This is a genomic window from Mycobacterium sp. NGS63 (assembly GCF_059812295.1).
Genome location: NZ_JCALCJ010000002.1, coordinates 439352 through 457818, shown reverse-complemented (window position 1 = coordinate 457818; position 18467 = coordinate 439352). Strand labels below are relative to the sequence as shown.

The following is an 18467-nucleotide window of genomic DNA, read 5'->3' as shown; positions in this document are numbered from 1 at the left end:
CCATCCTGCTTTTTTGACTATGTTAGCGTCAATAGCAAAATTACGGTCTCGAGGAAGCGCCCCGATGACAACAGATTCCGGCCATCGCCACTACGACGAGCTGTTCATCGGAGGTCAGTGGCGCAAACCCGCCAACCCCCGACAGATCGCCGTCATCTCCCCGCACTCCGAGGAGCCGGTCGGCCACGCCCAGGCCGCCGGCCCCGAGGACGTCGACGCCGCCGTCGCCGCCGCGCGACAAGCTTTCGACCACGGGCCGTGGCCGCGCCTGACCCACGCCGAGCGGATGGCCAAGGTCGAACAGCTCGCCGCGATCTACGCCGGACACATCGACGAGATGGCCGACCTGATCACCGACGAGATGGGGTCGCCGCGCAGCTTCAGCAAGCTCGGCCAGGCCGCGGGCGCGGCGTCGATGATCCACCTCGCGCTGGCGGACGCGCGCGGGTTCCCGTGGGTGGAACGCCGCCGGGGCGTGCTCGGGGAGGTCCACCTACGCAGGGCCCCGGTCGGGGTGGTCGCGGCGATCGTGCCGTGGAACGTGCCGCAGTTTTTGATCATGCCCAAGCTGATCCCGGCCCTGATCGCCGGCTGCACGGTGATCGTCAAGCCGGCGCCCGAAACCCCTTTGGACGCCCTGTGGTTGGCGGAGATGATCGAGCAGCTCGAGCTGCCCGACGGGGTGGTGTCGGTGCTTCCGGGCGGCACCGACGTCGGCGAGGCGCTGGTGCGCCATCGCGGCGTGGACAAGGTCGCGTTCACCGGGTCCAGCGCCGTCGGGCGCCGCATTGCCACCCTGTGCGGGGAGCAGCTCAAGCGCTTCAGCCTGGAGCTGGGCGGCAAGTCGGCGGCCATCATTCTCGACGACGCCGACATCGACAAGACCGTGGCCGGCCTGAAGACCGCCGGCCTGATGAACAACGGGCAGGCCTGCGTGGCCCAAACCCGCATCCTGGTCAGCGAGCGGCGACACGACGAGGTCGTCGACGCGCTGGCCGCGATGATGTCGGCGCTGACCGTCGGCGACCCCGGCGACGAGGCGACCGACGTGGGACCGCTTGTCGCACAACGGCAACAGCACCGGGTGCAGGAGTACATCCGGTCGGGCCGCGGCGAGGGCGCCCGCGTCGTCCTGGGCGGCGAGGACAGCCCGTCCGAGCGGGGCTGGTACGTGCGGCCGACGCTGTTCGCCGACGCCACCAACGACATGCGCATCGCCCGCGAGGAGATCTTCGGGCCTGTGTTGACCGTGCTGCGCTACCGCGACGAGGACGACGCGATCCGGATCGCCAACGAAAGCGACTACGGCCTGGCCGGTTCGGTGTGGACGTCCGACATCACGCACGGGCTGGAGATCGCCGCCGGTGTGCGCACCGGCACCTACGGCATCAACATGTACACGCTGGACATCGGCGCCCCATTCGGCGGCTTCAAGCAGTCGGGCATCGGACGCGAGTTCGGCCCGGAGGGGCTGCACGAGTACGTCGAACTGCAAACGCTGGTGTGCAAGGGCGAGTTGCCGCCGCTGTAGATGCTCCGGCCGCGCGTCGGGGATATCGCATGCGATGTCACACTTCAGCGCGACGTGCCCCGACCTTCGTGGTGCCGGAGCGGCCCGTGTGACGACCTACGAACGGCCCGGCCGCCAGGACGGGTCGCGGCCGAGCCGCGCGAGAAGCCTTGCCTGCGCGTCGCTTTCGTCCGGCACGGCGAGCGGGGCCTTGAACATGGCCGATGCTCTCAGAGCCCCGAGATCGTCCAGTGAGCAGAACAGCTCGCACCACGCGGGATCGAGCCGATCGTCCGCCCCGACCGCGCGGGCGAGGTCCCAGGTGTGGACCAAAACATCGCGGGTCAGTTTCGGTATCAGCTGCGGCGTATCGAGTCGTCGCGCCAGAGCGACGGTCAGCGCTTCGTAGGTCAGCCGCCAGCGCGCCCGCGGATCCTCGCGTGGCCGGTCGGGCTTGAGACTTAAGGGACGCAACAGAAGCACGTCGTGGAAACCGATCACGTGCTCCAGCACAGCCCGGGCATCCCACTCGTCGCAGGGCGAGGGGCGATCCCATTTTCCGTCGGCCGACGCGACCGCCTCGCCGAACCGCCGGCACACCGCCAGGTGGAGTTCGGCCGCGTCATCCACCGGGCAGCTGCAGCGTGAGCTCGACCGGACAGCACAGGGCGCCATGCTGATTGGTCACCTGGATCTCGATGTCGACGAGGCAGCGCGGCGGGTCCACCGAGGTGTCGCGCCGCTTGGCCACCGCACGCCCGCGGCCGATCATCGTGTCGCCGGCGTACACCGAGCCCGCCAGCCGCATCGAGCGGCGCACCACGCGGCTGCTCGGTCCGGCCCAGTCGGTGGCGACGCGATCGGCGAATCCGGCGAGGTGCATGGTGTTGACGTAAATGGTTGGGTTGCCCTGGCTTTGGGCATACGTCGGATCGAAATGGCCGGGGAAGTAGTCCCACGTCGCGCCGGCATTTTCCACCACCCGCTGGTAGCTGATCTCGTCGACCACCTCGGGCAGCTCGACGGGCACGCTGATCTCGTTCCAGTCCAGATCCGTCACGACGACGCTCCGGGGGTGAAGCGGAACAACGTATTCCGGCAGGTGGCGACCACGGTGCCGTCCTGGCGGCGATAGGTCTCCAGCGTCTCGACGAAATGGCCGACCCCCAGCCGCGTGCGCTTCTCCGGCGACACCGACACCAGCTCCTCGACGGCGGTGAGCAGGTCCCCCTCGACGATGGGCTCGAGAAACTCGACATCGTTAGCCGCGTTGATGAATGTGGTGCCCGGCAACGGAACTCGGAGCACCATGGACGCCGCCGGGCGCGCCCCGGACGGTTCCCACGGCGGCGGGATCAGCCATCCCATCAGCAGCGCGGGCGGGGCCAGCAACCCGCCCCATTTCTCCCGGGCGAACGAGGCGTCCCAATACGAACGATTCCCGTCGTGGACCATCGCGGCGAACAACTGGATGCGCGCGCCGCTGACCGGCATCGCCGCGGTGCGGGGTTCGCTTTTCGCGCCGACCATCCGCAGCGCATCCGCATACGTGCCGAAGGCCAGCTGGTAGTTCACGTGACGAGCGAGTGCCGGCTCGGCACCGAATCCCATTCGAGCGCGCGGGAGGTGAAGTACCAGCCGCCGCGCTCGTAGATCAGCGTGTCGCGGTACACCCCGGTCGCCCGCAGCGTTGCCTGGCCGTCCACGTCGGTGAAAAGCACGGCGACACAACGCTGGTCGGCCTCGACGCCGTCGACGCGGATCTCGTGATCGACGGTGACCAACCGTTGTCCGTCGCCGCCGTCGAAGGCCGCCCGCAGGTCGGTGAACACCTCGCCGCCGCGGGAGTAGCTGGCCCCGGAATGACGGAAGGTGGCGATCCAGCGCTCACGGTCGCCGTCGGAGTAGGCCCTGTTGTGCCGGGCCGTCAGATCCAGGATCCCGGCGCGGCCCGTCGCGGCATGGAGCATCTGCTGTTCCTGATAGCTCATGGTCATTTCGCTTTGCCTCCCTCGGGCGACTTATCGGCCAACGATATACCCCGCTTTCTCGCGATCCCACGCGCCCGGACCCACACCGCGGGCGCGCAGGAGGTCCTTGCGTATCCGGCCAATTCCGTTCTTGGGCAGTTCATTTACCGCCTCGACGAATCGCGGCACGCAGAAGTACGGCATCCTCGCCGCGCAGAAGTCGAGCAGCTCCGCCCAATCCGGGGTGACGCCGGGCCGAAGCGTCACGACCAACAGGATGTCGTCCTCACCCAACTCGCTGGGAACGCCCACCGCGGCGGCTTCGGCCACGGCCGGGTGGCGCATCACCACGGTCTCCACTTCGACCGAGGAGACGTTCTCGCCGCGCCTGCGCAGCGAGTCTTTGGCCCGGTCCACGTACGTCAGGTTGCGATCGTCGTCGAGCCGGCCCAGGTCGCCCGTGCGAAACCACTCCGGGTGCGGCTCTATCCGCGCATCCTGTCCCACATAGCCTTCGCTCATCACGTGCGGATGCCTGGCTCGGCAGGCGATCTCCCCGACGCTGCCGGGCGGCAGCGCAGTGCCGTGCTCGTCGACGATGCGGACGTCGAAGTCGGGATTGGGCCGGCCCGAGGTACCCGGGACCCCCTCGTCGGCGACGCCCTTGACGGCGATCGGGAAGGCCTCCGTCATCCCGTACATGGTGACGATCCGGCAGCCGTAACGCTTTTCGATGTCGCGGTAGGAGTCCGCGGCGATCGGGGCGGCGGAGATGAACCGCAGCGGCAGCTGCGCGTCCCGGGGATCCGGCGGCAGGTTGGCCAGCATCGACACCATCGCGCCGGCGCCGGCGAAGCCGATCGCGCCGCGGGCGCGGACATCGTCCCACACCTGGCCGGGGTGAAACGCCTTCGCCAGCACGGTGGTTCCGCCGACCAGCATCGGCGCCAGCACGCTGGGCGCCGCGCTCAGGTGAAAGAGCGGCATCGCCGTCCACAGCGCCTCCCCCGCACCGAACTGCCACGCCGCCGACGCGGTCGCGGCCACCGAGAACAGGTAGTGCCACGTCGTGGCGACCGCCTTCGACGGCCCGGTGGTGCCCGACGTGTAGAACAGCACCCCCACGTCGCCCGGCCCACCGGGGCTATCGGCAACCGAGTCATCCGCGGGGCCGCACAGGGCCGCGGTGAGCGAATCATCCCGCACCACAACGTCGGTGACCGTGTCCAGCGCGCCGGCGATCTCCTCGACGCGGGGCCGTCGCTCGGCGTCGGTGAGGATCACCTTGGCCCGCGACAACCGCAGCGTGTGCAGCAGGAAGTCGCCCTTGTTGGCCGCGTTCACCGCGGCGCTCACCGCGCCGATGCGCGCCGCGCCCAGCCAGAAGTAGACCCATTCCGGGCACGTGGCGGTGAACAGCGCCACGCAGTCGCCGCGGCCGACGCCCAGACCGGCGAGCATCGTTGCCGCCGCGCGGGACCGTCGCCGCATCTGCTCGAAGGTCACGTCCACCCCGCCGATCGACATCATCACCCGGTCGGGATGTTGCTGTGCGCGGCGATCGAGCACGGCCGGCACGGTGAAACTGTCGACACCGAAATCGGCGGGCCGCGGCATCAGGGTTTCATCAGGCTTGGGAAGCCGCCGGGTCGGGCTTACCGTCGGCGGTGTAGCCGAAGTCGGCGGGCGAGGGTTGCGTGCCCGGGTAGAAGCGGTGCGCCCACCGGCGCAGCGCGGCGTAGTCGTGGGCCTCCTCGGGGGCCAGGTTCGGCTTCTCGAGGTACTTCATGTTCTCCCACGTGAAGAAGTCCTGCTTGATGACCTCTTGTTGCAGCGCCAGGAATTTGGCGGCGCGGCCGGTGGGCACGTCGCCGGCGTCCCCGGGCTCCCGGACGGAGGCCTGCGTGTAGAAGTAGTCGGTGTAGTCCTCGTCGACCGGCGTCTGCCCGGTGACCTGGACGGTGGCCACCAGCTCGCTCGGGAAGCGGACGACGCCGAGCCCGAGCGAGTAGTTGTCGTAGATGATCTTGGCGTCGACCGGACCGTTGGGGGTCAACCACGTCGAGGCGCGGCCACCGCCGAAATGGGCGTTGACGGTCGCGTGCAGGTGGTAGCCGGACACCTCGAACGACGCGGTGGTGGCCGGGTTGGCGGCCTTGTGCACGTACTGAACGTGGTAGGGGTCGGCGGCGTTCTCGATGATCATCTGCGGGTGCACCTTGACCCGGTTGAGCATCTGGGTGTGCGGGTGCAGCGGGTAGTACTCGTTGGTCTCCAGCTCGGGCAGCACCGGCGGCTGCCAGTACGGCGCGCGCCCGTGCCGTTCGTGCCAGGCGAGGATGAACCCGTACCACTCCACGCTCGGATAGGTGCGGATGCGGACGTTGTTCTTGCAGCCGATCTTGCTGTACGGGATCAGCGCGTTGGTGCCGTCACCGCGCCAGCGCCAGCCGTGCCACGGGCAGACGATGTTGTCGCCCTCCACGGTGCCGCCGACGCCCAGGTTGGCGCCGAGGTGCTGGCAATAGGCGTCCATCACGTGCACGCGGCCGGATTCGGTGCGGAACAACACCAGCTCCTCGCCGAAGTAGTGCGCGCGCTTGACCTGGCCGGCGGCCAGGTCGGAGGCGAAGGCGACGATGAACCAGCCCGTCGGGTACCGGTAGGTCGACAGCGCGATGCCGGCCGGGCCGAACTCACGCTCCGAGGGATCTCCGGCCGAATCCGGCGCCGATTCCGAAACTGTATCCGTCACGAAGCACTCCCGCGGTTCGACGTTAAGGTCTATTTTTACTATCTTAAGCATTGAACGTCAACGCGGTGGCACCGGAGGTGCCGTGGAACGGGGTCTCAGATGACGGCTGCGGCGGTGGATCTTTCCGACTTCGCCTTGTGGCGCAACGGTTTTCCCGACGACCTGTTCGCCGAGCTGCGGCGCACCAGTCCGATCTTCCGCCACGAGCTCACCCCCGGTGTCGCCGAAATCGTCCAGCGCGAGTTCTGGGTGACCACCAAGCACCGGCATTCCGTGCGGCTGCACCGCGACACCGAATCCTTCACCGCGGTCGACGGTCCGCTCATCCAGCCCGTGGGGATGTTCGCGTCCTACCCGACCATCATCAACATGGACCCGCCGGACCTGAACAAGCGCCGCAAGCTCATCTCGGGCGCGTTCAACCCGCGCGCGATCGCCAAGCTCGAGGACGGCATCCGGGCGCGGGCCGCGCGGATGATCGACCACCTGCTCGACAAGGGCGGCGGCGACTGGATCGAGGACGTCGCCGACGCGCTGCCGATGACGGTCATCGGCGACATCATCGGCATCCCTGAGGCCGACCGGCCGCGCATCTTCGACTGCCTGGACCGCATCCTGAAGGCCAACGCGCCCGGGGCGCGGCCCAGTTTTTCCGACTACACCGATCTGTACGCCACCATCTTCTCCTACGCGATGGAGCTCACCGCGGACAAGCGGGCCAACCCCACCGACGACATCTGGAGCACGCTGGCGACCGCGGTGATCACCGGCGACGACGGCGAACAATTCGCCCTGCCCGCCAACGAACTCGAGTTCTTTTTCTTCGTGCTGGCCTTCGCCGGCAGCGACACCACCAAGAACGCGTTGGCCATCGGCGTGCAGGCGTTCGCCGAGAACCCGGAACAGATCGCGCGGTACCGCGAACAGGAAGCGTTGCGGCCCAGCGCCGTCGAGGAGGTGTTGCGGTGGGCCTCACCCGTGGCGTACTGGACGCGCACCGCCAAGGTCGACGTCGAGATGGACGGCCAGCGCATCGCGAAGGGCGAGCGGGTGGTGTCGATGCTGCGCTCGGCGAACCGCGACGAGGAGGTGTTCGACTCGCCATTCACCTTCGACATCGGGCGGCAGCCCAACCCGCAGGTGGCTTTCGGGGGCGGCGGCCCGCATCACTGCCTGGGCGCCATGCTGGCGCGCGCGGAACTGCGCGCGGTGTTCGACGAACTGCTGCTGCGCTGCGACGACATCGCCGTCGGCCCGGCCACGGTGGCCTATCCGAACCTGCTGACCAACATGTCGATCTACGACGAGATGGCGATCTCGCTCATCGAGCGACGCTGACTCACTCGATCAGCCGCAGCGCCGCCTTGGGGCACTGGTCCACCGCGGCGCGCACGTCGACCTCCCGGTCAGGCGGCACCGGGCCGTCCGCGATCTGCACGACGTCGGCGTCGCCCAGTTCGAAGATGTCAGAGGCGATCGATTCGCAGAAGCCGTTGGCCTCACACAGGTTCTCGTCCACCGTCACGCGCATCAGACGCCCTCCTTACAGGCCCTTGGGTCGGGTCCCGATCACTTCGTTGCTTTCCAGGTTGGCCAGCTCTGCTTCGCTCAGCCCGCACCGGTCGCGCAGCACCTCCCCATTGTGCTCGCCCAGGCGCGGCGGGGGGCGCAGCAGCCAGCGGTCCTGACCCGCCAGCTTGGCGAAAGGCGGGCACGGATACAGGCCCGCACCGGTGCTCGGGTGGTCCAGGGGCTCGAAGAAGCCCCGGTCGCGCAGTTGCGGATTTTCGGTGACCAGCGACGGCGACACCACCGGCGCGGCAGGAACGCCCGCGCCGGCCAGGCGCTCCACCGCCGCCTCCAGCGGTTGCGCGGCGAACCAGTCGACCAGCCGGTGATCGATGTCGTCGGCCCGCTCGCGCCGCCCGGCGGCGGTGGCCAGGCTCTCGTCACACCAGGCGGGCCGGCCGATCACGTCGACCAGCGCGCGCCACTGATCGTCGTCGCGGACGGTGACCGCGATCCAGTCGTCGTCGCCGGCGCAGCGGTAGATGTTCTGGATGGTCGCGCAGTGACCGCGGTTGCCCCGACGGCCCAGCGTCACCCCGAAGACCTCGGACTCGATCGCCTGGACCGCGGTGGCGTTGAGCACCGTCTCCAGCATCGGCAGCTCGACCTGCTGGCCGGTCCCGGTGCGGTCGGCGAAACTCAGCGCGGCCAGCACCGCGAACGCGGCGTGCACGCCGGCCAGCGGATCGCAGGCGCCGCGCGGGGTGACCGGCGGAGCCTCCGGCAGCCCGGTCACCCAGGCCAGCCCGGCGATCTGCTCCATGGTCGGGGCGAAACCGACCCGGTCACGCCACGGCCCGTCCAGACCGAAGGCCGGCATCCGGGCGACCACCAGCTTCGGGTTGACGTCCAGCAGCACGTCGGCGGTGAGCGCGAAGTGGTCCATCACCCGCGGCGAGAAGTTCTCGATCACGACGTCGGCAGTGGCCACCAATTCAAGGAACGCCCCGCGCCCTTCGGTAGACCCCAAATCCAGTGTGACGGAACGCTTGTTGGTGTTCATCGCGTGGAATACCCAGCCGTATTCCCACCAGTCGTCGACGTCGGTGCGCATGCCGCCCGAGTACCGAATGCCGTCGGGCCGCTGGATCGACTCCACCTTGACGACGTCGGCGCCGAACGCGGCCAGCAGGTGGGTGGCGGCCGGCCCCGCCCAGAAGGCGGTCAGGTCGACGATCCGCACGCCCGCCAGCGGCAACCCGGGCTCCGCCGGCTCCGATCCGGATTCGACTGTGGGCCAGGGCGGTTCGTCGTTGGCCTCGCCGACGGCGGGGGTGAGGCCCGGCGGTGCGGGCTCGCACGCCGACATGAGCCACGGCGCGCGCGGCTGGTGAAAGCCGGCGGGGTTGCGGACGAACACGTTTCGCTGCTTGACGTACTCCAGGTCGCGGATCGTGGAGCCGTTGCCCAGCGCCGCGATCGGCAGCCGGAACAGTTGCGCGAGTTCGACGATCTCGTCGACGGTCCGCTCGGCCAGCCACGGGCCGATCTGTTCGCGGATCAGGTCGCGGTATGCCCACCGGCCGATCTGGAAGCGCAGCTGCTCGATCTCCTCCAGCTGCGGGCATTCGACCATCGCGACGAAGTCGAGCCATTGCTGCCCGGTGACCATGGTGATCCCGACGTAGCCGTCCTTGGCCGGCTCGATGGACGGCACCTCCAGGGTGCGGCGGATCGGCGGCACGCGCAGCAGCTGCGAGTGCAGCCATTCGCTGCTCTGCATCGCGGTGATCGCCTCGAGCATGGACAGATCGAGGTGCTCGCCGGGACCGCCGCGCTCGACGCGGCGGCGCACGGCCAGCGCCCCGAACGCCGCGTACACCCCGCCCATGTACTCGCCCAGGTCGCCGCCGATCGCGATGGGCGGCCCGGCGGGATCGCCGCGAAATCCGGGCGAGCCGGCCCAGGCCTGCACGGTGAACTCGCTGGCGGCGCGTTCGGCGTACGGCCCGCTCCAACCGAAATCCGAGATCGTGACGACGATCGCCCGCGGCGACTCGGCCAACAGGCGCCGCGGGTCGATGCCCAGCGCGGCGGCCCGCGCGCGACCCGCGGTGACGACGACGACGTCGGCGCCGGCCAGCTCGGCGCGCAGGCGCTCGGGGTCGTCGGCGATGCTCAGGCTGCGCTTGCCGGCGTTGAGGTAGCTGAAGAACGCGGACGGGCCGTCCGGCACGGGCGCACAGCCGGCCGAGTAGCCCCGCAGCCAATCCCCTTGCGGCGGTTCGATTTTGCGGACCTGCGCCCCGGCGTCGACCAGCAGCTTGCCGCAGTAGCTGCCGGCTATCCGGTCGCTGACCTCGACGACACGCAACTCGTCGAGCGGTGTCGGCCGGCTGCCGGGCTCGCGCCTCACGCGGCTATTTATACCATTACTGCTAAAATAGCTAAGCCTGTCGAACACGCGAGGATTGGATGACAGCCCTGGGAATTGGCCCCGACGCCCGTCGCCGACTGTCGGCGCCGCGGATCGCCGAGATCGTAGCCGACGAGTTGCGCCGTCAGATCATCGACGGCCAGCTCGCCGACGGCGATCTGCTGCCCCGCCAAGAGGTGCTCGTCGAGCAGTTCAACGTCAGCCTGGTCTCGCTGCGCGAGGCGCTGCGCATCCTGGAAACCGAGGGGCTGGTCTCGGTCCGGCGGGGCAACCGCGGCGGGGCGGTGGTGCACGCGCCCGCGAAGACGAGCGCGGCCTACATGCTCGGGCTGGTGCTGCAGAGCGAGTCCGTCAAGGTCGCCGACCTGGGCATGGCGCTGCAGGAACTCGAGCCCGCCTGCGCGGCCCTGGCGGCGCAGCGGCCCGACCGGGCGGACACGTTGGTGCCCGAGCTGAAGCGGGTCAACGACGAGATGGCCGAGAACCTCGACGACGGCCGGCTTTTCACCGAAATCGGCCGCGAATTCCACGATCTCGTGGTCCGCGGCTGCGGAAACCACACCATCATCGCGGTGGTCGGCAGCCTGGAGACGCTGTGGACCAGCCACGAACAACAGTGGGCGGACGAGAGCGCGGCCCGGGGCACCTACCCGTCGTTGGCGCAGCGCCGCGCGGTGCTCAACACGCACACCAAGCTCGCCGAGACCATCGCCGAGGGCGACGTCGACCGGGCCCGCCGCATCGCGGGCCGGCATCTGGCCGACACGCAGACCTATGTGCTGTCGGGGCGTCCCGAACAACGCATCTACGCGCTGTCGCCGCAGGCCTTGTCCCGCCCGCGGGATCCCCGGCGCCCCTGAACCCGATGCGCATCGCACTGGTCACCGGTGGCAGCGGCGGCATCGGCAAGGGATGCGGCCGCAAGCTGAGCGAGCTGGGTTACGACGTGGTGCTCTGCGCGCGGCGCGAGGCACCGCTGCGCGCGGCGGCCGAGGAGATCGGCGCGCGCCACCTCGTCGCCGACGCGTCCGACCCGGACGGGTTCGCCACGGCGATAAGCGCTTTGGAGCGGATCGACCTCGTCGTCCACGCGGCCGGCACGCTGGGCGGCACCTACGCGCGCAAGCAGACGTTCGACCAGTGGCGGGCCATCATGTCGGCCAACCTGGACTCGTGCTTCGTGGTGACCGCCGCCGCCCTGCCGCGGATGCGCGCGGGCTCGCGGTTCGTGTTCGTCTCGTCGTCGGCCGCGCACGAGCCGATGATGGCCCGCACCGCCTACTCGGCGTCGAAGGCCGGCATGAACGCCTTCGCCCGCGCGCTGGCGCTCGAAGTCGACCGCGACGGCATCGCCGTGCACATCGTGACGCCCGGGCCGGTGGAAACCGAGATGCTGCAGGACGTTCCCTTCGAGATGTACGCGATCCAGGTGTCCGACGTCGCCGCGGCGGTCGCGTGGCTGGACACCGTCGACCCGTCGGTCGACCTGCCCGAGATCCGGCTGTCGGCCGTGCAGCGGGGCCCCTACGCCCGCCCGCCGGTGGTGCCTACCGAAGCGCGCCAGCGGCGCCAGCGAACGCCTTGATCACCGTTTCACCGAACTCGTGCAGAGAGTCCGGGGCGGCGAAATCGGCGAACCACACGTAGAACCGCTCGACCCCCTGGGCTGCCAGGCCGGAGAAGTGCCCGACCAACTCGCCCGCGTCGCCGCAGACCAACCCCGACCCCAGGTTGCCGAATCGCCGGGTGCTCACCTCGCGCACGGTGTCCGGGTCGGCGCCGGCCCGCACGAAGCCGACCATCTGCTGGATCGACACCCGGGCCGTGCCCGCGGCGGGGGCCAGCGTGAGCAGCTTGTCGAGCTTGTCACACGGCAGATTCCACCAATCCGCGTAGCGACGAACGAGTTCCATCATCCGGGGCCCGGTGCCACCCAGGACCAGCGGTATCGGGTGCGAGCGGCGCGGGGCCTGCGCCGCGGCGCCCTCGCCGTCACCCCAGTACTGCCGGATCAGCTCCAGGTGGTGCCCGAGCTGTGCGACCCTGCCCTTCGGATCCTGCTGGCCCACATCGAATCTGGTGAACTCGGCGGGCCAGGATCCCGCGCCGAGGCCGAGGTCGAACCTGCCGTTCGACGCGTCCGAGAGGGTGACGGCCTGCTTGGCCAGCACCGCAGGATGGCGGAAGGCGTCGCACAGGACCAGGTGGCCGATCCGCAGCCGCTCCGTCTTAGCGGCCACCCAGGTCGCGATACCCATTGCCTCCCAGATGTTTTCGTCGGGCAGGCCGGGCGCCTCGAGGTGATCGATGAACGCCATCCCGTCGAAGCCGCTGGCCTCCGCGTGGCGGGCCCGGTCCGTGACGTCGGCCGCCGACAACCGCAGCTGCGGCAGGAACAGATACCACTCGACCATGCGTCCACCAATGCTCGCCCGATTGCGACAAAGCCGCTAGTTTACTATTTTTATTATGTTAGGGGTCTTATGGATGTCGGACTGACTGCGGAGCAGCTGTCGCTGCGCGACACCGTGCGCGGCATCCTGCGCACCGAGTGTCCCCCGGGCGTCGCCCGGCAGGCCTTCGAAGATACGGGCACCGATCCCGAGAGCTGGCGCGGGCTGTGGAAGACGGTCGTCGAGCTCGGCTGGACGGAACTCGCGGCACCCGACCCCGGCGACTTCGGGCCCGTCGAGCTCGCCGTGGTGCTCGAGGAATGCGGCGCCGCGATCGCGCCGATCCCATTGCTCAGCAGCGTCGGGCTGGCCGCGGGCGCCCTGCGCGCCGCCGGCCTCGACTCCGTCCTCGCCGACATCGCCGGCGGCGTCGTCGCCACCCTCGCGGTGCACTCCAAGGGTTCCCGGCTGCCCGGCACGCCGGTGACGCTGCGCCACGGCCGGCTGCGCGGGCGGGCGGCGGCGGTCCCCAACGTCACGCGCGCCGAGCTGATCGTGACGCTGGCGCGGTCGGTCGAGGGCGTCGTGCTGGCCGTCGCGCGCTGCGACCGGGCCGGCGGGGTGACCGTGGTGCCGGGCGAGTCCACCGACCCCGCCCAGCCGGTGGCCGACGTCGAGATCGACGCCGAGCCGGTGGCCACCGCGCAAGTACGGCTCGAAGCAGCGCTGACGGCGCCGCTGGTGGCCGCCGCCGCCGACCTGGTCGGGGTGGCGAGCGCGGCCCTGCACCGCTCCGTCGAGCACGCCAAGGCGCGCCGGCAGTTCGGCAGCCCGATCGGCGCCTTCCAGGGGATCAAGCACGCGCTGGCCGACAACCACGTCGGCCTCGAACGCGCCCGCAGCCTGACCTACGCGGCCGCCGCCCGGCTGGCGGATCCGGACACCCGAGGCGCCGCCTGGACGGCCGCGGCGCTGGCCAAAGCGGCGGCCGGCGAGGCGGCGGTCAACTGCGCGCGCACCGCGGTGCAGGTGCACGGCGCCCTGGGGCAGACCTGGGAGCACGACGTCCACCTCTACGTCCGGCACGCCTGGCAGGGCGCGGCGATGCTGGGCGACAGTCGCGCGCTCTACCACGAGGTGGGCCGCCGGTTCGCGGGGGGCGCGGGATGACCGCCGTCACCGAAGAATTCGCAGCGTGGCTCACGGAGTTCCTGCCCAGGGACTACTACGCGAAATACCGCGAGTACCGCTGGGACCTGGCGCTGCGGCGCGACTATCAGCGGGCCGCCTTCGAGGCCGGGTGGATCCAGCCGACCTGGCCGCGCGAGCACGGCGGGCGGTCGCTGGGCCTGCGCGACGCGATGGAGGTGCGCCTCGAGGCCGCGACGCGGTCCGCGCCCAAGCTGCCCAACATCGCCGGCCCGAACGTCGCCGCACCCGGCATCCGGCAGTTCGGCACGCCCGCCCAGATCGACCGGCTGCTGGTGCCGCTGCTGCGCGGCGACGAATGGTGGGCCCTGGGCATGTCCGAGCCGGAGGCCGGATCCGATTTCGCGGGGCTGCGCACGCGGGCCGAGCGGGACGGGGACGCCTTCCGGGTCAACGGCCACAAGATCTGGACCACCCAGGCCCACGAGTCGCGGTGGTGCACCCTGTATGCCCGCACCGATCCCGATGCGCCCAAGCATCGCGGCATTTCGTGCCTGATCCTCGACCTGCAGGCGCCCGGGGTGCGGATCGAGCCCATCCGGATGGCCTCGATTTCCGACGAGACGTTCTGCGAGGTCTTCCTCGACGACGTCGAGGTGCCGGCGGAAAACCTGCTGGGGCCGCTCAACGGCGGCTGGAACGTCGCGTTGGCGTCGCTGCAGCACGAACGCCAGATGATCTGGATCATGAACTGGGTCGAGATCAAGCGCGGGCTCGACGCGGTGCGCGAGGCGGGCCCGACCGACGACATCTGCGCCGAGCTCGGCTCGTTGCTCGCCGACGCCGAGGCGCTGCGCGCCACCGGGTACCGCGCGCTGGGCAACGAGCTGGCCGGCAGGCCGAGCCCGGAGGCCGACGTCCTCAAGCTGCTCGGTTCGGTGACCTTGCAACGGGTTTGGGAACTCGCCTCCGTCGCCAGGGGGCAGGATTGGGTCAGCGATGCGGACCTGCTGTTCGAACGCCAGGACGCGCTGGCCGCGACCATCTACGGCGGAACGTCGGAAGTGCAGCGCAACATCGTCGCCGAGCGGCTGCTCGGGCTGCCGAAGGGATGACGAGCATGGACTATGACCTCGGCGACGACGCCGGCGAACTGCGAAACCACCTGCGCGAGCTGGTTTCCCACCACATCCCCCCCGACTTCCTCGGTGCCTGCACCGAGAACCCGCGGGACCTGGCCACCACCGAGACGTTCTGCAAGCTGCTGGCCGCCGAGGGCCTGCTGGCGCTGGCGTGGCCGAAAGAGCATGGCGGCGGCGGCGGTTCGGTCTGGCAGCAGACGGTGCTGCGCGAGGAGATGTGGGCCCAGCACGAGCCCCGCGGCCCGCAGTACATGGGCATCAACTGGGTCGGCCCGGCGCTGATGCGCTACGGCACCGCCGAGCAGAAGGCCAAGCACCTGTCGGCCATCGCGTCCGGCGATGTGATCTGGTGCCAAGGCTTTTCCGAGCCGGAGGCCGGCAGCGACCTCGCCTCGCTGCGCACCCGCGCGGTGCCCGACGGTGACGGGTGGCGCATCACCGGCCAGAAGGTCTGGACCTCCTACGCGCTGATGGCGTCGTGGTGCGTGCTGGCGGCGTGCACCGACCCCGAGGCGCCAAAACCCCAGCGGCTCACCCTGTTCCTGATCCCGATGGACCGGCCCGGCTTCACCGTGCGGCCCATCCCGTCGATGCTGGGCCCGCACCACCTCAACGAGATGTTCCTCGACGACGTGCAGGCGTTTCCCGGCGACGTCCTCGGTGAGGTCGGCGACGGCTGGCGGGTGATGCGCGAGGCGCTGGCGTTCGAGCGGGTCGGCATCGCGCGCTATGCCCGGTGCGAGTCGCTGCTGGAGCGGCTGCGCACGCAGCTCGGCGACGACTGGGATCAGCTGCCCGAGTCGCTTCGCAGCCGCTGGGTCAAGGCGCTGGTGGACCTGCGGGTGGCCCGGCTGCTGGCCTACCGCGCGGTGTCCCTGCAGACCGACCCGTCGGCGGGCGCGGCCGCCAGCGCCGCCCGGATCGTGACGACCACCCTCGATCAGCAGGTCGCCGAGCTGCTGTTCGACGTGCTGGGTCCCACGGCGCTGGACAGCGGCACGTCGGCGCCCCTGCACGGGGCCATCGAGGACCACTGGCGGTACGCGCAGGCGGCCACCGTGGCGTCGGGCACCATCGAGGTGCAGAAGATGCTGGTGGCACGAGACGTACTGGGAGGGACCCGGTGAAAACCGATCTGCCGCAAGACATCAGCGACTTCGCCGCCGTCGCCGCCAAGCGGCTCGCGCGGCTGGGCGGGCCACCGGCGGCGCTGCGCGCCGAAGCCGACGACGGCGTCCGGGACTGGGCGCGCGCGGCCCTGACCGAGGTGGGGGCGTTCGAGCTCGACGTCCGATCGGCCGCCGACGATCTGCTGGCCGCCGCGGTGCTGTGTCAGGCCGCCGGCGCGGTCGCGCTGCCCTATCCCCTCGTCGAGGAGCTGCTGGCGATCGACGGCGCCCGGTTGGCGCTGGTCGACCCCCAGGCCCCGCGCATCGACCACGGCGACCTGCCCGGGGACTGGATCGCCGCCGACCTGGACGGCACCCGGTACCGCGCGCAGCCGGCGTCGCGCACCAACGCCAAGCTGGGCCCGTTCCTGGTGCCGGCCACGCTGGGCGCACCCGACGGAACCGTCGGCGCCCGCGACGTTTACCTTCACCTCGTGCTGGGATCATGGCGGATTCTGGGTGCCCTGCAGCAGTCGCTGCACATCGTCACCGACCACGTGCGCGCCCGGATTCAATTCGGCAAGCCGCTGGCCGACTTCCAGGCCGTCCGGTTCGCGGTCGCGGACGCCGCCGTCGCGGTGCGCGGCCTGCACGAACTGGCCAAGTACACCATCTGCCGGCCCGAAACGCTTCCGGCGCAGGTGCATTCGGCCGACGCCGTCGCCCTGCGGTACAAGGCCGCCGACACCGCGCGACAGGTGCTGCGCACCTCCCACCAGCTGCTCGGCGCGCTGGGCTTCTGCGACGAGTCCGACGTCAGCGTGCTCGACCGGCACACCCAGCCGCTGATCCGGTTGCCGCTGAGCGCCGAGGCCCTCGCGCTGCGCCTGATCCCCGACGTCCGCGACGGCCACCTCGAGACGCTGTTCAGCGGGCCGGTATCGGCATGAGCACCCAGCCCCTCGAATCGGGGACGGCCGACCCGCTGGCGGACGGGATTCCGTTCGGGGCCAAACTCCAGGAGCTCGCCGAGCAACGCCGCGACGACACCGCCGTGACGAACGTCGCCCTCGACGGCACCGCGTGCTCGCTGACCTTCGGCGAACTCGACGCCCGCGCCAACCAGTGGGGTCGCGCGCTGGCGGCCCGCGGCGCTACGTTGGGTTCCCTTGTGGCGCTCGCGATCCCGAATTCACAGCACCTGGTGCTTGCCGCGCTGGGCTGCTGGAAGATCGGCGCGGTTCCCGTCCCGATGCACTGGGACCTGCCCGAGTGGGAGCGCGACCGGGTGCGCGAGGTGATCGATCCCGCCGTCGTCGTGGACGAGGAAACCCGCTGGGAGCTGGAGGCGCGAGCGGCCGGCGAGGCCGAGAGCCCGCTGCCCACGGTCGTTTCCCCGCATTCGAACGGAATCTGCAGCAGCGGGTCGACCGGCGTGCCGAAGGTGATCCTCAGCCTGGCGCCGTCGCTATGGACGGCCCAGCACGGCGAGCCGTTCCTGTCCAACTGGACGCCGGTGGCCCAGCCGCAGACGATCATGGTGCCCGCGCCGATGTATCACACCAACGGCTTCGCCACCTTCCTGATGCTGCTGGCCGGCGATCACCTGGTGGTGCTCGAGAAGTTCGACGCGGCACTGGTTTTGGATGTGATCGAACGCTTCCGGATCACCAATTTCACCGCCACGCCGACGATGCTGGCGCGGATCGCGGCCCGGCCCGACGTCCGGCGGCGCGACCTGTCCAGCGTCGTGTTCATCCTGCAGGGCGCCGCCGTGATGCCGCCGTCGCTGATGCACACCTGGTTCGAGCTGCTGAGCCCCGAGCGGATCGTGACGGCGTACGGCATGACCGAGAACCTGGGACTCACCGCGTTGCGCGGCGACGAGTGGCTGGCCCACCCGGGCAGCGTCGGCCGCGGTTTCCGCGAGACCGAGATCCGGATCCTGGACGCAGACGGCAACGTTTTGGGTCCGGGCGAACACGGCGACATCTACCTGCGCTCGCCGATGGCCGCCGGGTCCCGCTATGTCGGCGGCGCGGCGCCCCTGCCCTCGACCGAGGACGGCTTCCGGTCCGCCGGAGACATCGGGTACGTGGACGAGGACGGCTACCTTTACATCGTCGACCGCCGCGTCGACATGATCGTCTCCGGCGGCGCCAATGTCTTTCCCGCCGAAGTGGAGTCGGCGCTCGCCGGCCACCCCGGCATCGCCGACGTCGTGGTCATCGGGCTCGCCGACGCGCAGTGGGGGCGGCGGGTGCACGCCGTGGTGCAGGTCGCCGACGGGGCGGCACTGACCGAGGACGAGGTGATCGACTACGCGAAGGGCCGGCTCGCCCCCTACAAGGCGCCCAAGACCGTCGAGTTCGTCGACGCGATCCCGCGCACCGCGGCCACCAAGGTCAACCGCTCGGCGATGATCGCCGCGCGCGGCGGGTAGGCGCGGCTCCGCCCTCGCCGAGCGTGCAGCTGTGGCGAGTTTTCGGCCGA

The 18467-nt window shown here is 70.3% G+C and carries 18 protein-coding genes; 9 read left to right on the top strand and 9 right to left on the bottom strand.

Annotated elements, in window-relative coordinates:
• Nucleotides 1–64 precede the first annotated feature (64 nt).
• Nucleotides 65–1531 carry an aldehyde dehydrogenase gene (locus AC5Y4Z_RS05480; RefSeq protein ID WP_499961301.1) on the top strand — a complete coding sequence of 489 codons (1467 nt, stop codon included), beginning with the start codon at nucleotides 65–67 and terminating at the stop codon, nucleotides 1529–1531.
• 96 nt (nucleotides 1532–1627) lie between these two features.
• Here the strand turns inward: AC5Y4Z_RS05480 and AC5Y4Z_RS05475 are convergent, their stop codons facing one another.
• Genes AC5Y4Z_RS05475 through AC5Y4Z_RS05450 form a run of 6 tightly spaced genes read right to left on the bottom strand, consistent with a single transcriptional unit; the run spans nucleotide 1628 to nucleotide 6235 of the window.
• The gene (locus AC5Y4Z_RS05475; protein WP_499961300.1) at nucleotides 1628–2140 is read right to left on the bottom strand and encodes a maleylpyruvate isomerase family mycothiol-dependent enzyme; all 513 of its coding nucleotides are present in this window, start codon (nucleotides 2138–2140) and stop codon (nucleotides 1628–1630) included.
• Nucleotides 2133–2570: a MaoC family dehydratase gene (locus tag AC5Y4Z_RS05470; protein ID WP_499961299.1), complete on the bottom strand. Its 438-nt coding sequence runs from the start codon at nucleotides 2568–2570 to the stop codon at nucleotides 2133–2135. The genes AC5Y4Z_RS05475 and AC5Y4Z_RS05470 overlap by 8 nt, the downstream gene beginning before the upstream one ends.
• Nucleotides 2567–3121 (bottom strand): FAS1-like dehydratase domain-containing protein, encoded by a 555-nt coding sequence (locus AC5Y4Z_RS05465; protein ID WP_499961298.1) that lies wholly within the window; start codon nucleotides 3119–3121, stop codon nucleotides 2567–2569. The genes AC5Y4Z_RS05470 and AC5Y4Z_RS05465 overlap by 4 nt, the downstream gene beginning before the upstream one ends.
• A complete protein-coding gene (locus AC5Y4Z_RS05460; RefSeq protein WP_499961297.1) occupies nucleotides 3082–3507 on the bottom strand; it encodes a nuclear transport factor 2 family protein in 426 nt (141 codons plus the stop codon). The genes AC5Y4Z_RS05465 and AC5Y4Z_RS05460 overlap by 40 nt, the downstream gene beginning before the upstream one ends.
• 24 nt (nucleotides 3508–3531) lie before the next feature.
• Nucleotides 3532–5097 (bottom strand): AMP-binding protein, encoded by a 1566-nt coding sequence (locus tag AC5Y4Z_RS05455; RefSeq protein WP_499961296.1) that lies wholly within the window; start codon nucleotides 5095–5097, stop codon nucleotides 3532–3534.
• A 10-nt stretch (nucleotides 5098–5107) separates the two neighbouring features.
• A complete protein-coding gene (locus AC5Y4Z_RS05450) occupies nucleotides 5108–6235 on the bottom strand; it encodes an aromatic ring-hydroxylating oxygenase subunit alpha (RefSeq protein ID WP_499961295.1) in 1128 nt (375 codons plus the stop codon).
• Between the two features lie 99 nt (nucleotides 6236–6334).
• Here AC5Y4Z_RS05450 and AC5Y4Z_RS05445 point away from each other — a divergent pair, with 99 nt between their 5' ends.
• Complete coding sequence (locus AC5Y4Z_RS05445; RefSeq protein ID WP_499961294.1) at nucleotides 6335–7573, top strand: cytochrome P450; 1239 nt, start codon at nucleotides 6335–6337, stop codon at nucleotides 7571–7573.
• Nucleotide 7574: 1 nt separating this feature from the next.
• On the opposite strand, the gene AC5Y4Z_RS05440 is transcribed toward AC5Y4Z_RS05445, so the two are convergent.
• Together AC5Y4Z_RS05440 and AC5Y4Z_RS05435 are read right to left on the bottom strand one after the other, a co-directional pair.
• On the bottom strand, nucleotides 7575–7766 hold the full coding sequence (locus AC5Y4Z_RS05440; RefSeq protein ID WP_499961293.1) for a ferredoxin: 192 nt from the start codon (nucleotides 7764–7766) through the stop codon (nucleotides 7575–7577).
• Nucleotides 7767–7778: 12 nt separating this feature from the next.
• The gene (locus AC5Y4Z_RS05435) at nucleotides 7779–10160 is read right to left on the bottom strand and encodes a CaiB/BaiF CoA-transferase family protein (protein WP_499961292.1); all 2382 of its coding nucleotides are present in this window, start codon (nucleotides 10158–10160) and stop codon (nucleotides 7779–7781) included.
• A 59-nt stretch (nucleotides 10161–10219) separates the two neighbouring features.
• On the opposite strand from AC5Y4Z_RS05435, the gene AC5Y4Z_RS05430 reads away from it, so the two are divergent.
• Together AC5Y4Z_RS05430 and AC5Y4Z_RS05425 are read left to right on the top strand one after the other, a co-directional pair.
• Nucleotides 10220–11041, top strand: coding sequence for a FadR/GntR family transcriptional regulator (locus AC5Y4Z_RS05430; protein ID WP_499961291.1), 822 nt, complete (start codon nucleotides 10220–10222; stop codon nucleotides 11039–11041).
• Between the two features lie 5 nt (nucleotides 11042–11046).
• Nucleotides 11047–11766: an SDR family oxidoreductase gene (locus AC5Y4Z_RS05425; protein ID WP_499961290.1), complete on the top strand. Its 720-nt coding sequence runs from the start codon at nucleotides 11047–11049 to the stop codon at nucleotides 11764–11766.
• On the opposite strand, the gene AC5Y4Z_RS05420 is transcribed toward AC5Y4Z_RS05425, so the two are convergent.
• A complete protein-coding gene (locus AC5Y4Z_RS05420; protein WP_499961289.1) occupies nucleotides 11729–12595 on the bottom strand; it encodes an LLM class flavin-dependent oxidoreductase in 867 nt (288 codons plus the stop codon). The two genes, AC5Y4Z_RS05425 and AC5Y4Z_RS05420, sit on opposite strands and share 38 nt — an antisense overlap.
• A gap of 69 nt (nucleotides 12596–12664) precedes the next feature.
• Between AC5Y4Z_RS05420 and AC5Y4Z_RS05415 the strand changes: the two genes are divergently transcribed.
• From AC5Y4Z_RS05415 to AC5Y4Z_RS05395, 5 genes are read left to right on the top strand one after another with little or no spacing between them, the layout of a single operon-like run.
• Nucleotides 12665–13744: an acyl-CoA dehydrogenase family protein gene (locus tag AC5Y4Z_RS05415; RefSeq protein WP_499961288.1), complete on the top strand. Its 1080-nt coding sequence runs from the start codon at nucleotides 12665–12667 to the stop codon at nucleotides 13742–13744.
• Nucleotides 13741–14838, top strand: coding sequence for an acyl-CoA dehydrogenase family protein (locus tag AC5Y4Z_RS05410; protein ID WP_499961287.1), 1098 nt, complete (start codon nucleotides 13741–13743; stop codon nucleotides 14836–14838). The genes AC5Y4Z_RS05415 and AC5Y4Z_RS05410 overlap by 4 nt, the downstream gene beginning before the upstream one ends.
• On the top strand, nucleotides 14835–15992 hold the full coding sequence (locus tag AC5Y4Z_RS05405) for an acyl-CoA dehydrogenase family protein (RefSeq protein ID WP_499961286.1): 1158 nt from the start codon (nucleotides 14835–14837) through the stop codon (nucleotides 15990–15992). Before AC5Y4Z_RS05410 ends, AC5Y4Z_RS05405 begins: the two co-directional genes overlap by 4 nt.
• Nucleotides 15989–16924: an acyl-CoA dehydrogenase family protein gene (locus AC5Y4Z_RS05400; RefSeq protein WP_499961285.1), complete on the top strand. Its 936-nt coding sequence runs from the start codon at nucleotides 15989–15991 to the stop codon at nucleotides 16922–16924. The genes AC5Y4Z_RS05405 and AC5Y4Z_RS05400 overlap by 4 nt, the downstream gene beginning before the upstream one ends.
• Nucleotides 16921–18417 carry a class I adenylate-forming enzyme family protein gene (locus tag AC5Y4Z_RS05395; protein ID WP_499961284.1) on the top strand — a complete coding sequence of 499 codons (1497 nt, stop codon included), beginning with the start codon at nucleotides 16921–16923 and terminating at the stop codon, nucleotides 18415–18417. Before AC5Y4Z_RS05400 ends, AC5Y4Z_RS05395 begins: the two co-directional genes overlap by 4 nt.
• The last annotated feature ends 50 nt before the right edge of the window (nucleotides 18418–18467 follow it).

Excerpts from the sequence above, each read along its gene's own strand:
- AC5Y4Z_RS05480 (WP_499961301.1), top strand. The coding sequence starts at position 65 with ATGACAACAGATTCCGGCCATCGCCACTACGACGAGCTGTTCATCGGA.
- AC5Y4Z_RS05465 (WP_499961298.1), bottom strand. The coding sequence starts at position 3,121 with ATGGGATTCGGTGCCGAGCCGGCACTCGCTCGTCACGTGAACTACCAG.
- AC5Y4Z_RS05460 (WP_499961297.1), bottom strand. The coding sequence starts at position 3,507 with ATGACCATGAGCTATCAGGAACAGCAGATGCTCCATGCCGCGACGGGC.
- AC5Y4Z_RS05455 (WP_499961296.1), bottom strand. The coding sequence starts at position 5,097 with ATGCCGCGGCCCGCCGATTTCGGTGTCGACAGTTTCACCGTGCCGGCC.
- AC5Y4Z_RS05445 (WP_499961294.1), top strand. The coding sequence starts at position 6,335 with ATGACGGCTGCGGCGGTGGATCTTTCCGACTTCGCCTTGTGGCGCAAC.
- AC5Y4Z_RS05440 (WP_499961293.1), bottom strand. The coding sequence starts at position 7,766 with ATGCGCGTGACGGTGGACGAGAACCTGTGTGAGGCCAACGGCTTCTGC.
- AC5Y4Z_RS05430 (WP_499961291.1), top strand. The coding sequence starts at position 10,220 with ATGACAGCCCTGGGAATTGGCCCCGACGCCCGTCGCCGACTGTCGGCG.
- AC5Y4Z_RS05425 (WP_499961290.1), top strand. The coding sequence starts at position 11,047 with ATGCGCATCGCACTGGTCACCGGTGGCAGCGGCGGCATCGGCAAGGGA.
- AC5Y4Z_RS05420 (WP_499961289.1), bottom strand. The coding sequence starts at position 12,595 with ATGGTCGAGTGGTATCTGTTCCTGCCGCAGCTGCGGTTGTCGGCGGCC.
- AC5Y4Z_RS05415 (WP_499961288.1), top strand. The coding sequence starts at position 12,665 with ATGGATGTCGGACTGACTGCGGAGCAGCTGTCGCTGCGCGACACCGTG.
- AC5Y4Z_RS05410 (WP_499961287.1), top strand. The coding sequence starts at position 13,741 with ATGACCGCCGTCACCGAAGAATTCGCAGCGTGGCTCACGGAGTTCCTG.
- AC5Y4Z_RS05405 (WP_499961286.1), top strand. The coding sequence starts at position 14,835 with ATGACGAGCATGGACTATGACCTCGGCGACGACGCCGGCGAACTGCGA.
- AC5Y4Z_RS05395 (WP_499961284.1), top strand. The coding sequence starts at position 16,921 with ATGAGCACCCAGCCCCTCGAATCGGGGACGGCCGACCCGCTGGCGGAC.